The 15744-nt window shown below is 36.7% G+C and carries 14 protein-coding genes and 1 pseudogene; 12 read left to right on the forward strand and 3 right to left on the reverse strand.

From position 1 onward, the window contains the following. Window positions 1-31 precede the first annotated feature (31 nt). Together nudB and aspS are read right to left on the reverse strand one after the other, a co-directional pair. Complete coding sequence (gene nudB / locus BN1226_RS05590) at window positions 32-481, reverse strand: dihydroneopterin triphosphate diphosphatase (RefSeq protein WP_044470356.1); 450 nt, start codon at window positions 479-481, stop codon at window positions 32-34. 64 nt (window positions 482-545) lie between these two features. After that, entirely contained in the window at window positions 546-2315 is a 1770-nt protein-coding gene (gene aspS / locus BN1226_RS05595; RefSeq protein ID WP_044470357.1) for an aspartate--tRNA ligase, read from the reverse strand. A 222-nt stretch (window positions 2316-2537) separates the two neighbouring features. Between aspS and BN1226_RS05600 the strand changes: the two genes are divergently transcribed. The 12 genes and pseudogenes from BN1226_RS05600 (at window position 2538) to BN1226_RS05655 (ending at window position 14313) form a co-directional block, all read left to right on the forward strand. Continuing rightward, the gene (locus BN1226_RS05600) at window positions 2538-3047 is read left to right on the forward strand and encodes an isoprenylcysteine carboxyl methyltransferase family protein (protein WP_082041908.1); all 510 of its coding nucleotides are present in this window, start codon (window positions 2538-2540) and stop codon (window positions 3045-3047) included. Between the two features lie 111 nt (window positions 3048-3158). Then, window positions 3159-3884, forward strand: coding sequence for a carboxy-S-adenosyl-L-methionine synthase CmoA (gene cmoA / locus BN1226_RS05605; protein ID WP_005759341.1), 726 nt, complete (start codon window positions 3159-3161; stop codon window positions 3882-3884). Between the two features lies 1 nt (window position 3885). Continuing rightward, window positions 3886-4263 carry a hypothetical protein gene (locus tag BN1226_RS05610; RefSeq protein WP_040596203.1) on the forward strand — a complete coding sequence of 126 codons (378 nt, stop codon included), beginning with the start codon at window positions 3886-3888 and terminating at the stop codon, window positions 4261-4263. Window positions 4264-4383: 120 nt separating this feature from the next. Then, a complete protein-coding gene (locus tag BN1226_RS05615; RefSeq protein WP_005759344.1) occupies window positions 4384-5103 on the forward strand; it encodes an arginine ABC transporter substrate-binding protein in 720 nt (239 codons plus the stop codon). A 275-nt stretch (window positions 5104-5378) separates the two neighbouring features. Next, window positions 5379-6987, forward strand: a pseudogene (locus BN1226_RS05620) (L-lactate permease). A gap of 107 nt (window positions 6988-7094) precedes the next feature. After that, window positions 7095-7826, forward strand: a complete 732-nt coding sequence (locus BN1226_RS05625; protein ID WP_005759324.1) for a (Fe-S)-binding protein — start codon at window positions 7095-7097, stop codon at window positions 7824-7826. 1 nt (window position 7827) lies between these two features. After that, window positions 7828-9237 (forward strand): LutB/LldF family L-lactate oxidation iron-sulfur protein, encoded by a 1410-nt coding sequence (locus BN1226_RS05630; RefSeq protein WP_005759326.1) that lies wholly within the window; start codon window positions 7828-7830, stop codon window positions 9235-9237. Between the two features lie 4 nt (window positions 9238-9241). After that, window positions 9242-9943, forward strand: a complete 702-nt coding sequence (locus tag BN1226_RS05635) for a LutC/YkgG family protein (protein ID WP_005759305.1) — start codon at window positions 9242-9244, stop codon at window positions 9941-9943. Window positions 9944-10110: 167 nt separating this feature from the next. Next, window positions 10111-10779 (forward strand): CsgG/HfaB family protein, encoded by a 669-nt coding sequence (locus BN1226_RS05640; protein WP_005759322.1) that lies wholly within the window; start codon window positions 10111-10113, stop codon window positions 10777-10779. A gap of 9 nt (window positions 10780-10788) precedes the next feature. Beyond that, window positions 10789-11139 (forward strand): DUF4810 domain-containing protein, encoded by a 351-nt coding sequence (locus BN1226_RS05645; RefSeq protein ID WP_005759316.1) that lies wholly within the window; start codon window positions 10789-10791, stop codon window positions 11137-11139. Between the two features lie 12 nt (window positions 11140-11151). Further along, complete coding sequence (locus BN1226_RS05650) at window positions 11152-11808, forward strand: DUF799 domain-containing protein (RefSeq protein ID WP_005759319.1); 657 nt, start codon at window positions 11152-11154, stop codon at window positions 11806-11808. Between the two features lie 204 nt (window positions 11809-12012). Further along, on the forward strand, window positions 12013-14313 hold the full coding sequence (locus BN1226_RS05655; protein ID WP_005759321.1) for a TonB-dependent receptor: 2301 nt from the start codon (window positions 12013-12015) through the stop codon (window positions 14311-14313). Window positions 14314-14415: 102 nt separating this feature from the next. Here the strand turns inward: BN1226_RS05655 and pgtP are convergent, their stop codons facing one another. Next, entirely contained in the window at window positions 14416-15744 is a 1329-nt protein-coding gene (gene pgtP / locus BN1226_RS05660) for a phosphoglycerate transporter protein PgtP (protein ID WP_005759323.1), read from the reverse strand.

The following is a 15744-nucleotide window of genomic DNA, read 5'->3' on the forward strand; positions in this document are numbered from 1 at the left end:
TGATTCAAACTGCGGTGAAAATTTCCAAAATTTATACCGCACTTTTATGAATAATATATTGTTTAATCGCTTCACTATTATTAGGCGATTTTGTTAATTCAGCCGCTTGTTCTGGATCAAGCCACTGATAAGCTAAATGCTCTGCTAATGTAGGAATTCGTTCCTCTGGTAATGCTAATAAGAACCAATGTTCCCGACAATGCGTAACGTTAGGTGCGTATTTATACCGAAAATGAGGAAAAATTTCAAATTCTATCTGCTTTTTACAATCAAATAGGCATAAATGCTCTGCTTTAATTTGAAATCCTGTTTCCTCTGCAACTTCACGAATTGCTGCTTTATAAGGTTTTTCATTAGGCTCTAAAGAGCCTGAAACCGATTGCCAAAAGTCTAGATCGTCTTTGCGTTGAAGCATCAACACTCTATTGGTGTTTTTAGCATAAATAACAATAAGAACGGTGTTAGGATTTTTAAACGCCATAATTAATGAAAATAAACAAACTGCGGTTTAATTTTTAAAAAATTAAACCGCAGTTTTCTTGTTATTATTCGTCTTTTGCAACAACAGAAATCGAAAGCTCAGCTAACGCTTGTGGATTAGCAAGGCTTGGAGCTTCTGTCATCAAACAGGCAGCAGCGGTGGTTTTAGGGAATGCGATAACATCACGGATGTTGTCGGTGCCTGTTAACAACATGGTTAAACGGTCTAAACCAAATGCAAGGCCTGCATGTGGTGGTGTACCAAATTTTAATGCATCTAATAAAAAGCCAAATTTTTCACGTTGTTGAGCTTCATCAATACCTAAGATACGGAATACAGTTTGTTGCATATTTGGATCAAAGATACGTACTGAGCCACCACCCACTTCATAACCATTGATAACCATATCATAAGCATTAGCAAATGCTTTAATTGGATTAGCTTCAAGTTCAGCAGGGGTAAAATCTTTTGGTGATGTAAATGGGTGATGCATTGCACTTAAATTACCCTCATCATCTAATTCAAACATTGGGAAATCTACAACCCACAATGGTTGCCATTCATTTAGGCGAGTTAATTCTAAATCACGTCCTAATTTCAAACGTAACGCCCCCATTGCGTCGGTGGTGGTTTGCCATTTATCTGCACCAAAGAATAAGATATCACCAGTTTGTACACCAACACGCTCAAATAGAGCTTTTAACACCTCTTCATTTAAGAATTTAGCAATCGGGCTTTGAACCCCTTCAAGGCCAGCGTTAACATCGTTTACTTTTAACCAAGCTAAGCCTTTTGCACCATAAATGCCGACAAATTGAGTATATTCATCAATTTGTTTACGTGTAACAGAGACACCATTTGGCACACGAATTACTGCAACACGACCATTTTCATCATTCGCAGGATCACTAAACACTTTAAAATCCACATTTTTAAGAATATCTGCGACATCCACCATTTCTAATGGGTTACGTAAATCGGGTTTATCTGAACCGAAACGGGTCATTGCTTCAGTCCAGGTCATGACTGGGAATTTACCTAAATCTACACCGAGAGTATTTAACCATAAGCCATGAATCATTTCTTCCATTAGCGCACGAACTTCATCCGCAGTTAAGAAAGAGGTTTCTACATCAATTTGAGTAAATTCAGGTTGACGATCTGCACGTAAATCTTCATCACGGAAACATTTTACAATTTGATAATAACGATCAAAACCAGACATCATTAACAACTGTTTAAATAACTGTGGTGATTGTGGTAAAGCGTAAAATTTACCTTTATGCACACGGCTTGGAACTAAATAGTCACGAGCACCTTCTGGAGTAGCTTTAGTTAGCATTGGAGTTTCAATATCTAAGAAACCATGCTCATCCATAAAACGACGAACGAAACTTGTGATTTTTGCACGGGTTTTTAAACGTTCCGCCATTTCAGGGCGACGTAAATCTAAATAACGATATTTTAAACGTTGTTCTTCAGTATTATTTTGGTTGAAGTCTAATGGTAAAACATCAGATGCGTTATACACAGATAATTCTTTAGCAACTACTTCTACTTCACCCGTAGCCATATTTTTATTGACTTGATTATCTGGGCGAGCAATGACCTCACCTTTAATTTGAATACAGAACTCATTACGTAAACTTGATGCTTTGGTTAATGCATCTTGATATTTAGGATCAAAACACACTTGAACAATGCCTTCTCGGTCACGCATATCAATAAAAATTAAGCCACCTAAATCACGACGGCGATGTACCCAACCACTTAAAGTCACTTCTTGTCCAACCAAGCTGCGGTTTAATAAACCACAATAATGAGAACGCATCATCTTATATTCCTTAATTAAAAAACTGAATAGATATATATAATGTCTAAAATTATAACGGAAATTTGATAGTGTTAAAACATTATTGTTAAAGAGATAAGCAACAATTTATATACTCAGCGGCTTAGGAAAAATGCCTTGAATTTACATTTCAAAGTGAAATTGTTAGGATAAGCTCCTTTTTATCCGTCCAGGATGGGCATTTATTATACAAGGAGGTCAATGATGTTTTTAATTAATATTATTTTTATCACCGCACTTTGTGTGCGTTTCTATAGTTTGTCTATTTCCATTAGAAATGAAAAAGCCTTAATTCAACAAGGTGCAATTCAATATGGAAAATACACATCAATCCTGCTCTCTTTTGCGCATATTGTATTTTATTTATCGGCTATTATTGAAGCCAATACACAAAATGTAACTATTGATACCCTTTCAGTTATTGGTTTAATTATTTTAGGTTTTTCATTAATCATGCTATTTTATGTCATCCATTTATTGAAAGGCATTTGGACCGTAAAACTGTATATTCTACCTAAACATCCGATAGTTCATTCTTGGTTGTTTAAATATTTTCGTCATCCCAATTATTTTCTCAATATTATCCCTGAGTTAATTGGCTTAAGCCTATTTTGTCATGCTAAAAATACCGCACATTATGGCTTACCTATTTATTTATGCCTATTATTAATTAGGATTATACAAGAGGAAAAAGCGATGACTCATTTACGATAAATTTATTCAAGCCCTCCGCAACAGAGGGCTTTTAAATATTTAATTGAGAGTTACGCCATCTTCCCTTAAAATAAAGGTCAATTTAGATAAAATTAATAAATTTTTAAGAAAATGAATAAAGATACTATTTTCTCTGCACCGATTGAAAAATTAGGTGACTTTACTTTTGATGAAAACGTGGCTGAAGTCTTTCCTGACATGATCCAACGTTCAGTGCCTGGCTATTCAAATATTATTACCGCTATCGGCATGTTAGCTGAACGTTTTGTCACTGCAAATAGCAATGTATATGATCTCGGCTGTTCTCGTGGCGCTGCAACACTTTCTGCTCGTCGTCATATTAATCAACCTAATGTAAAAATTATTGGCGTTGATAACTCTCAACCGATGGTTGAACGTTGTCGTCAACATATTGCCGCTTATCATAGCCAAGTTCCAGTTGAAATTCTCTGTGATGATATTCGTGAAGTGGAAATTGAAAATGCCTCCATGGTGATTTTAAATTTCACATTACAATTTCTCCCACCAGAAGATCGAAAAAGTTTATTAGAAAAAATCTATGCAGGATTAACCCCTGGCGGATTACTAGTACTTTCAGAAAAATTCCGCTTTGCTGATGAAACTAACAATAAATTACTCATAGACTTACACCACACATTTAAGCGTGCAAATGGATATAGTGAATTAGAAATTAGTCAAAAACGCACCGCACTTGAGAATGTTATGCGTACCGACAGCATTGAAATTCATAAAGAAAGATTGCAAGCAATTGGTTTCTCTCATATTGAATTATGGTTCCAATGCTTTAACTTTGGTTCAATGATAGCGATCAAATAATATGAAATATTTATTATTAGGTTTAGCAACCATTCATCTCTCTGGTTGTATCATTTATTCATCTCATTCTGACCAACCTAAATCAATTTGCAATTTTTCAGCTATAGAGCAAGGAACGCTTGATACCACAGAAGAAATCAACGAAACCCGTAATTTAATTATTTTTTATGATCCAGCAATTGCTCCAGTAGAAAGCTTGATCCAACAAGCCAATAAATTAAATTGTAAAGTAGTTTATAAATATCAAAACTTTGCCGCTATCACTATTTACGTACCTGAAAATGCAAATATTCAAATCATTAAAAAACATTTTGAAAATCTAGAACAAGTTTTACAAGTTAATGAAGATCAATTAAACCAATTCAATAACGCTCAATAATCAAAGTGCGGTCTGAAATTAAAAAATTTTAATATTCAACCGCACTTTTTTACAAAACCACTTGAATAATTATGCATAAAAATATAATATTAATTCACTTTTCACATTAAGGAAAAAACTATGAAAAAATTATTACTTGCTACCATCCTATTAGGAACGGCTTTTGTCGCACAAGCCAAAGATATCACTTTTGCAATGGAACCCACTTATCCACCATTTGAATTTACCAATGAAAAAGGTGAAATTATTGGTTTTGATGTGGATATTGCCAATGCACTTTGTAAAGAAATACAAGCCAATTGTAGTTTTAAAAGCCAAGCTTTTGATGCCTTAATTCAAGGCGTAAAACAAAAACGTTTTGATGCTTCTATTTCAGGTATCGGTATTACAGAAGCTCGTCAAAAACAAGTACTGTTCTCTGAGCCTTATTTTGAAAGTTCAGCGGCATTTATTGCTAAAAAAGGAAGTGATTTTTCTAAAGCGAAAACCATTGGTGTACAAAATGGAACCACTTATCAAAATTATTTATTAAAAGAAAAAACTAATTTTGAAGTAAAAGCTTATGCTTCATTTCAAGATGCACTTCTAGATATTCAAAACGGTCGTATTGATGCCATCTTTGGTGATATTCCTGTTTTAGTTGATATGATCAATAAAACTCCAGGATTAGATTTTATAGGTGAGAAAATTGATAATAAAGCCTATTTTGGTAATGGTTTAGGTATTGCTACCAATAAATCAAATCAAGCCTTGGTAGATGAATTCAATAAAGCTTTAGCTACAATTAAAGCGAATGGTGAATATCAAAAAATCTATGATAAATGGATGACCGCTAAGTAAATTTAGCAAAAATTAACCGCACTTTGATCTGCCCCCATAAATTTAAACCGCTTATAAATTTATGAGGGCAAATCGTCTTTAATCGCCAAATTTTGTAAAAAAATTCACAAATCAGATAAAAAGTAAATATAAAGCCTATGATTTGTTTATTTTTAAACTATTTCATTACAAAAATTTGAAGATGATCACAAATCTACAACAATTTTGTTACATTAATCCAATTTAAAGGTAGAATCCATACTCCTCTGACCAGAAAGGTCTTTTCTTTAACCAAAATGAGGTGTGATATGGCTCTATTTCTGAGTATTTGCCCGATCGTTTTACTAATTTATTTAATGGTAAAACGTAATGCGTTGCCGTCTTATGTGGCATTACCCCTAACAGCCGCTCTTATTTTTATTCTACAATTAACCTATTTCGGTAGTGATTTTACCTTAGTGGCAGCGAATATGATCGCAGGCTTAGGTGATGTTTTAACACCGATTACCGTTATCTTCGGAGCAATTTTATTTAACCGCTTCTCAGAAGTGTCAGGTGTAACCGATACTATGCGAAAATGGTTAGGAAACATTAACCCAAACTCTATCGCACAGTTGATGATTATCGGCTGGGCTTTTGCCTTCATGATTGAAGGTGCATCAGGATTTGGTACACCAGCAGCAATTGCAGCACCTATTTTGGTAGGCTTAGGTTTCAACCCATTAAAAGTGGCATTATTAGCACTTGTGATGAACTCTGTGCCAGTATCATTTGGTGCTGTAGGTACACCAACCTGGTTTGGTATGGGGCCTCTTTTAAAAGACGGTTTGATTAACGATGAGCAAGTATTACAAATTGGTCAAATTAGTGCATTTATTCACTCTGTTGTAGCATTCATTATACCAGTAATAGCGTTACGCTTAGTGGTAACTTGGAAAGAAATCCGTGCAAACCTTATCTTTATCTATATCAGCATATTTGCTTGCGTAATTCCTTACTTCATCATTGCGCAATTTAACTATGAGTTTCCAGCATTAGTGGCAGGGTTTGTTGGTGTCTGTTTGGGTAGCAAACAAAGGCATTGGTTTAGCAAAAACAGAAAACACTCTTGGTCACAATAAAGTAACATTCGGAGAAGTCGCAAAGGCCTTATTACCAACAGGTTTATTAATTGTTCTTTTAATCCTTACTCGTATTCAACAGTTGCCATTTAAAGCATTAATGAATGATACAACTACTTGGATTGCAAGCTCTCTTGGATTTGCGAACTTTGAAATCAGCCAAGGTTTAATTTTTGCCTTGAAAAACATTTTAGGCACAAACGTAGCAACTAGCTATAAATTACTTTATGTACCTGCATTAATTCCTTTTGTAGTGAGCGTATTAATTTGTTTACCTATTTTTGCAGTATCAAGCAGAAATAGCGCAGAGATCTTCTCTACCAGCTTATCACAAGTGAAAAAACCATTCTTAGCCCTATTAGGTGCATTAATTATGGTAAAATTAATGTTGATTGGCGGTAAAGAATCAATGGTGCAAATCATCGGTCAAAGCTTTGCAGAATACACTGGTCAATACTGGACGTTATTTGCTTCTTACTTAGGTGCAATTGGTGCTTTCTTCTCAGGTTCAAATACCGTATCTAATTTAACTTTCGGTACAGTTCAATATGCAACAGCAAGCCAAGTGGGATTATCAGTAACCTTAATTCTTGCCTTACAATCCGTCGGTGGCGCAATGGGTAATATGGTGTGTATCAATAACATCGTTGCAGTATGTTCTGTATTGGGTATTGATAAACAAGAAGGTAATATTATTAAGAAAACTGTTGTTCCAATGTTTGTTTACGGTGTAATTTCGGCAGCAGCAGCCATCTTTATTGTGCCATTAGTTTATAATCTCTAATTTTTTTTAATTAGTCTTTAAGAAAGGAAGTAAAATTTTACTTCCTTTCGCCGTTTTAGGACGGGATTTTTGAGTTTGATTCTTATTTTTATTTGTGGGAGTTCATTATGAACGTCAATTTTTATGTCACCTGTATTGCTGATGTGATGAAAGCCGGTGTTGCCAAAAACACTGTACTTTTACTTGAAAAGCTCGGCTGTCAAATCACTTTTCTTGAAAAACAAGGTTGCTGTGGGCAACCTGCTATCAATAGTGGCTATACTAAACAAGCTATCGCAGGAATGAAAAACTTAGTGGAAACTTTTGAAGTAAATGATTACCCAATCGTTGCTCCTGCTGGTTCTTGTGTGTATGCGATTAAAAATTATCCAGAATATTTTGAGCGTTCTGGTGAAATCGAATGGGTAGAACGAGCAAGAAAAGTAGCAAACCGTTTTTATGATTTAACCGATTTCATTGTGAATCAATTAGGTGTTACCAATGTTGGGGCATATCTCCCAGGAAAAGCCGTGTATCACCCTTCTTGCAGTTTATTTCGTAAATTAGGCATTAAAGATGAGCCAATCGCCTTATTACAAAATGTGAAGGGCTTAGAATTACTTCCTATTAAAAACCAAGAAACTTGCTGCGGTTTTGGTGGCACATTCTCAGTAAAAATGGCAGAAATTTCTGGTGAAATGGTAAAAGAAAAAGTGGAACATATTAATGTTGAACAACCAGATTACTTAATTGGCGCTGATGTAAGTTGTTTAATGAATATTAGCGGTCGTTTAAGCCGTGAAGGTAAGCCAATCAAAGTTATGCACATTGCTGAAGTGTTAATGCAGGGAGAAAAATAATATGTCATATTTACAAACTAACACTCTGCCATTTAAACAACGTGTTGATCAGCAAGTGAACAACGAAATTGTACGTAAAGCTTTAGTAAAAGCTCAAGAAACCATCGGAGCAAACCGTCAACGTATGGTTGATGAGCTTGGTAACTGGGAAGAGTGGCGTGATGCAGCCGCACAAATTCGTAACCATGTTTTAGCTAATTTAGATGCTTATCTCTACCAACTTAGCGAAAAAGTCACTGAAAATGGTGGACATGTTTTCTTCGCTGAAACAGCTGAAGAAGCAACTAACTACATCAAACAAGTGGCTAAAGCAAAAAATGCCCAAAAAATTGTTAAATCCAAATCAATGGTAACCGAAGAAATCGGAATGAACCATGTGTTAGAAGCAGAAGGCATTAATGTAATAGAAACTGATTTGGGTGAATATTTACTGCAAATTGTAGGCGATAAGCCATCACATATTGTTGTACCAGCAATTCATAAAGATCGCCATAAAATTCGCCAAGATCTACAGGATATGTTGGGCTACAACGGTTCAGAAACGCCCGAAGAAATGACTGCCTTTGTGCGTCAGAAAATTCGCCAAGATTTCTTAGAAGCCGATATTGGAATATCAGGTTGTAACTTTGCAGTGGCAGAAACAGGCTCAGTTTGTCTTGTAACCAACGAAGGCAACTTACGCATGGCAACGACAGTACCCAAAACACATATTGCGGTAATGGGAATGGAACGCTTAGCCCCTACTTTCCAAGAAGTTGATGTATTGATTACAATGCTTGCTCGTAGTGCAGTAGGTGCAAAATTAACTGCTTATAACACTTGGCTTACAGGTCCACGTTTAGAAGGAGAAACTGACGGCCCTGAAGAATTTCATTTAGTGATTGTGGATAATGGACGTTCAAAAATTTTAGAAAGTAAATTTAAAGAAGTCCTACGTTGTATTCGTTGCGGTGCCTGCTTAAACACTTGCCCTGCTTATCGCCAAATTGGTGGTCATGGTTATGGTTCAATTTATCCAGGTCCAATTGGCTCAGTTATTTCGCCACTATTAGGCGGATATGAGGAATTTAAAGAATTACCTTATGCTTGCTCGCTTTGTACTGCCTGTAACAGTGTTTGTCCTGTAAAAATTCCGCTAGCACAACTGATTTTAAAACACCGTGAAAACATCGCTCAAAGTGGAATGACACCAATGGCGGAGCGTTTGTCTATCTTCGGTTTCAACTTCGCGAATTCACACCCAACTCTGTGGAAAGTAGGAGTAAAAGTGGGGGCAAAAGTGGCGAGTAAGTTTATTAAAAATGGCAAAACGCCTGTAAACTTTGGAGCATTAGCTGAATGGACTAAAGCTCGTGACTTACCAAATGCAGAAGGTGAAAGTTTCCGTGAATGGTTTACTTACAGAGGATAATAAGATGGATCTACAAAACCGTGAAAAATTTTTAACGAAATTAGCTGAATGTATGGGCAGACCACTTCAAACTATCCCTGAGCCAATGCCAAAATTAGTGAATGACCACGCCATTACGCGTTTAACTAATCGTAGCCAAGCTCAACTCTGTCAAGAGTTTATTGATTTTGCTCGTGTAATGATGACTGATGTGGTGGAAGCAAAAGAATCTGGGCTACCCACGGCAATTATCAACATTTGTGAAAAATACGGCGGTGGTAATATTATCGTAAACAACGATGAGCGTTTAAAAGCTCTAGGCATTACCGATACGCTAAAAGCAAAATATGAACATTGCTACCAATGGGATTTCAATAGCGGCGATGAAAACTTGCTGAAAGCAAAACAGGCAAATATCGGCATTGTTTATGGTGAGTATGGTTTAACCGAATCCGGTAGCGTTGTATTGTTCTCCAGCAAAGATTACGGCAGATCAGTAAGCCTACTTCCTGAAAAATCAGTGGTAATCTTACGCAAAAGCACAGTGTTACCTCGTGTGGCACAGCTTGCAAAAATCTTGCACGACAAAGCTCAATTAGGCGAAAGAATGCCATCTTGTGTGAACATCATTTCAGGTCCTTCAGCAACCGCTGATATTGAGCTTATCAAAGTAGTAGGCGTTCATGGTCCCGTGCATAAAATCTATTTGGTAATTGATGATCTGTAATTTTCAATAAATTAGAAAAAATCACTGCTTGTAATTTGATTTGCAAGCGGTGTTTATTTATTTTTCTATTTGATTTTAATCATCTTTTCTTTCAATAAAACATTGCTTTTTAAGTTATTAGGAATCATTATCATTTGGCAATTTATCTATCATCTAAGGAGCTTTTCATGAAAAAAATTGTGACATTATGTGCCTGTATCTTGGGGTTGGTGGGGTGTGCAACAGAAGGTTCTCGTGTGGTCGCGCCAACTGAAACTCAAGCTGCAACAACCGCAGCTACTTACAATGGGGTTAAAGCACCTATTTCTGTTGGAAAATTTGATAATAAATCAAGTTTCCAAAATGGCGTTTTCTCAGATGGGGTGGATCAACTTAGTAATCAATCAAAAACAATTTTGGTTTCTCATTTACAACAAACTGGGCGTTTCTCTGTGTTAGATCGCACAAATATGAGTGAAATTAAGTCTGAGGCTAAAATTAAAGGGAAAAAACAGAACCTCAAAGGAGCAACATACGTTATTACGGGCGATGTAACGGAATTTGGTCGTAAAACCGTAGGCGATCACCAATTATTTGGGATCTTAGGTCGTGGTAAAGAACAAGTTGCCTATGCCAAAGTGATGTTGAATGTAGTGAATGTAAATACATCTGAAGTTGTGTTCTCAGCTCAAGGCGCAGGAGAATATAATCTGTCTAATCGTGAAGTATTAGGCTTTGGTGGTACTGCAGGTTATGATTCAACCTTAAATGGTAAGGTACTTGATCTTGCAATTCGTGAAGCAGTAAACAATTTAATTAATGGTATTGAGTCTGGTCGTTGGACTCCCACAAAATAGAGGTTTACGATGATAAAAACATTAAAAGTACTAAGTATGGGAGTAACGTTCGCCTTACTTGCCGCTTGTGGAAGTAAAAAAGAGAATACCGATCTCTATTATTGGGGAAATTATTCTGATGTCGTCTATGCTCACTATAATGAAACAGGTGATTTTGCCAAACAAGAAGATTCATTAAATCAAATTATTTCTCAAGCTAAACAAAGCAGTAAGCCAGTTGCTCCTGGAGTATATGGACATTTGGGCTTAGCGTTGCTGAAACAGGGAAAAAGAGCTGAGGCAAAAGCAGCATTCCAACAGGAACAAGCTCTTTATCCTGAAAGCACTACTTTTATGCAATTTTTACAACGTAAAAAGTAAGAGGACACCGCAATGAAAAAAGTATTAATAGGTTTGGCTAGTGCTATCTTACTTGCAGGTTGTGCGACTAAACCTGCACCACAATATGACTACACCGCATTAAAAGAAAGTAAACCAAAATCTATCTTAGTCGTCATGCCTGTCAACAATTCTGTAGATGCAAAAGCGGATACAAGTGTATTGGCTAGAGCATCCTATCAACTCGCAGAAAAAGGTTACTATGTTTACCCAGTAGCTCTTGTAGATGAAACCTTCAAGCAAAATGGTTTAGTTGATGGTGCAGCGATTCGCAGTGCAAGTCATAAAAAAATTCGCGATATTTTTGGTGCCGATAGCATTTTGTATTTAAATGTGAATGAGTATGGGACAAGTTATAAAGTGTTTGATAGCGTAACTACAGTTTCTCTTGAAGGACAACTTGTGGACCTAAAAACCAGCAAAGTCTTATGGGAAGGAACGGGATCCTATAGCCAAGGTTCTAAAAATAGTAATGATGGAGCATTAGTTGCACTAGTTAAAGCAGTAGTAAGTCAGGTAATTGATACATCAAAAGATAAAGGCTATGAAATCTCAGCTGGAGCAATGAGTAACTTAGTGCATTTAGGGAAAAATGGTGGATTATTAGTTGGCCCTCGCCACCCTAGTTACAATAAGCCCGATAGCAAATAATATTTAAAGTAACGATAAAAATCCGTATCTTAATTAATAAGGTGCGGATTTTTTTTATAATGCTATTCTACCAATCGCAAATTTTCCAAAAAAATGACCACTTACAATATATCTATAAAATTATTATGTATATCTTGCAATTTCTTTCAAATCTCTGTAAATTGCCTTCCCTATTATTTATTTATGCTTTTTTAGGTTTGAAGAATGTTTAATAAAAATAATCTTGCCGTTGCAGCGTTAATTGCAATGAGCGGAATGAGCTATGCGAGTGAAATCGTATTGGAGGAAATTCAGATTGATGGAAGTTTGCCATCAACCAAGGGGAAATTAGTCGGTAATGAACTAAACAGCAATGAGGCAATAGTTGAGGAAAAAACGCTCAAGCAACGTGGTGCAACCTTAGGTAATGCCCTTTCTGGAGAGTTAGGGATTCATTCTAGTCAATTTGGTGGTGGAGCGAGTACACCTATTATCCGAGGACAAGAAAGTAAACGCGCAAAAATTTTACAAAATAACGGTGAGAACCTAGATATGTCGGGAATGTCACCCGATCACGCTGTGACGGTTGATGCTTTGTTGGCTAAACGCATTGAGATTTTGCGTGGCCCAACAACCCTGTTATATAGTGCTGGCAATACGGCTGGTGTAATTAATGTGGTAGACGAAAAAATCCCAACAACAATTCCTGAGAAAGGTTATGAAGGGCAAGCGGGTATACGTTTTGGCTCAGCGAGCAAAGAACGTTTAACCTATCTTGGCTCAACTTTTGCCTTAACCCCAAATCTTGCGTTACATGTACAAGGTCTGTACAACAAGGCATCTGAATATTATGCACCTCATTTCACCATTGAGGGCAAGCCTTATCACCGAGTACCAGACAGTGATGTACAATCACAAACAGGCACGATCGGGCTTTCTTGGATTGGCGAGCGAGGACATATTGGCATGGCGTACACTGATCGCCGAGATCACTATGGTTTGATCGGACATACACACAAATATGAGCACCACACCATCAGCATTATTCGTCAATCGGTAATGTTTGAAAAAGGCTATTTGCGTTTCTACCCTCATTTGGCTGAAGAAAGTGATATTGATTACAATAACCCAGGCTTGCGTTTGCTACATACTCACATTCCAGGAGCCTCATCAACTGGCTTAGAAGAACATGTTCATGGCAAACCTTGGATCAAATTACACAGTAAGCGATATGATTTTGATGGCGAATTGCGAAATCCATTCAAAGGATTTGAGTCTTTTAAAGTGTCCGCCAATTATGTAGATTATTACCACGATGAGAAAGATGGTAACAGAGTGGAAAACTACTTCAAAAACAAAGGCAAAAACCTACGTTTTGAATTAGTACATAAGGAGTGGAAAGGCTTAAAAGGAGCAATTGGTTTGCAATATACCAGCCAGCTCACCAGTGCTTTAGCATTAGAGGAATCACGAGCAGTGAATAAACAGCAGCTTTTGAATAATCCGAAAACCAAGCAGCTAAGCCTATTTGCGATTGAACGTTGGAATTTAGGAGACTTAGCTTTTGAACTTAGCGGACGTGCAGAACGCCAAAAAATCTCAATGGATTATGATGTGGAATTGATTGACCGCTGGTTATACTTTAATACACCAATGCCAAATCTTGATCCGCATAAAGACAAAGGCTACTCCTATAGCTTTGCAACCCATTGGTATTTCGCACCAAATCATAAATTGACCTTAAATATGGCACATCAAGAACGTTTGCCAAATGCTCAAGAGCTTTACGCTCACGGCAAGCATATTGCAATGAATGCCTTTGAGGCGGGTAATAAAAATCTGAAAAAAGAACGTTCTAACCAAATTGAACTTTCGTTAGCTTATGTCGGTGATAAATGGGATTATAAATTCAATGTTTACCACACACGTTACGGTAACTATATTTATCCGTTTACCCTCAACGATAACCGTGGTCCAAAATCAATGACCGATGAATATAATCTTAAAGTAAATCGTTACTACCAAGCAAAAGCTCGTTTTAGCGGTATAGAAGGTGAAATCGGCTATTTATTTACTCCACGCTATCGCCTCGCCGTATTTGGTGATTATGTACGTGGAAAATTAGTGGATTTACCAGATATGGCAATGGGTTACTATATTTTCGGACCACAACGAGGACAAGTATCTCGTTGGGAAAAACAACCTGACATTTCTGCCCCTCGTGTTCCGCCACTGCGTTTAGGTACAAGATTTAATGCTGATTTCAACCAAAATTGGTCAGGAATGTTGGAATATTACCGCGTGTTTGCTCAAAATAAACTGTCGAAATATGAAAAACGAACACCAGGCTATCACCAAGTGAATCTAGGGGTGACTTATAGCAATCACCTAAACCAAATGGAATATCAAGTTTTCTTAAAGGTAGATAACTTGCTAAATCAAAAGATGTACCAACACGCTTCCTACTTACCACATATTCCGCAAATGGGTAGAAATGCAATGCTTGGTGTGAATTTGAGTTTCTAATTAGTCAACGTCTTAGAAAAACAATGATCTGCACTTTAAAAGTTGGAGACTTAAACCAACTGGTTAAGGTGCAGATCAAAGTGCGGTTTATTTATAAAAAATTTAGGCTTGAGTTGGCTTATAGAATAATGTGTAAGCAATAAATAAGAAACCTAACACACTTGCTATAATAAGTGCGTAGAAGCCGCCATCCCAACCATATAAATCAACTAGTTTTCCCATTACCCAACCTGCTGATGCTGAGCCAAGTAAATAACCAAATAATCCTGTTAAACCTGTTGCAGTACCTGTTGCCACTCGTGGAACTAAATCTGCGGCTTGTAAACCAATCATCATCACTGGTCCATAAATTAAGAAACCAATTGCAACTAAACAGATATTATCTACTAAAGGATTACCTGCTGGATTTTTCCAATATACAAAAATAGCAATTAATACACCAGTTAAGAACAGCAACATAGGTGGCGCACGATGTCCTTTAAACACCTTGTCACTTAAATAACCACTTGCTAACATTCCAAAAATACCAGCATACTCATAAAGGAAATATGCCCAACTTTGCTTATCTACTGTAAAATGCTTCACTTCTTTTAAGTAAGTAGGTGCCCAATCAATAATTCCATAACGAATGAAATACACAAACACATTTGCCATTGCAATTGCCCATAAGAATTTATTATGCACAATATATTTTTTGAAAATATCCATAGATGACAAAGTATGTGCGGATTCCACTTGTTCAATAACCGCTTCACCTTTCCATTCATCAACAGGAGGCAGTCCTTCTGATTCAGGGGTATCTCGCATTAAGAAAAACATGATAAGTGCTAAAATAATAGCAATTAATGCTGGTAAATAAAAAAGAGATTGCCAAGTACCAAAAATCGCTAATCCTAATAAAGCTAATGGTCCAATTAAACCGCCTCCAAGTTTATGGGAAACATTCCACCAGCTCCACCAAGCACCACGTTCGGACTTACTGAACCAGTTGGTCATAGTTTTTGCGCCAGGAGGATAGCCCATGCCTTGAAACCAACCATTCAATGCCCCTAATACCACCATAAATGGTATAGATGCCAACACACCAGGTACTAAACCAAAAATTAAGCTCACTAAGGCAGATCCTAGCAAGCCGATAGTAATAAAATATTTTGGGTTTGAACGGTCTGAAACATTACCCATGATAAATTTACTAAATCCATAGGCAAGAGAAAGTGCCACACCAACTGTACCAAGATCAGCCTTGGTATAGCCATATTCATCAATTAAATAAGGAATTGCCAAAGAAAAATTCTTACGAATAAGATAATAAGCAGCATATCCAATAAATACACCAAAAAAAACTTGCCAACGTAATTTTTTATATTCATTATCAATTTGTGAGGCTTCAAGACGAGGAATTGGGGGAGAGGCTTTTAAGAATCTAAACAT

The sequence above is a fragment of the Mannheimia massilioguelmaensis genome (assembly GCF_000940515.1).
Lineage (GTDB): Bacteria > Pseudomonadota > Gammaproteobacteria > Enterobacterales > Pasteurellaceae > Basfia > Basfia bettyae.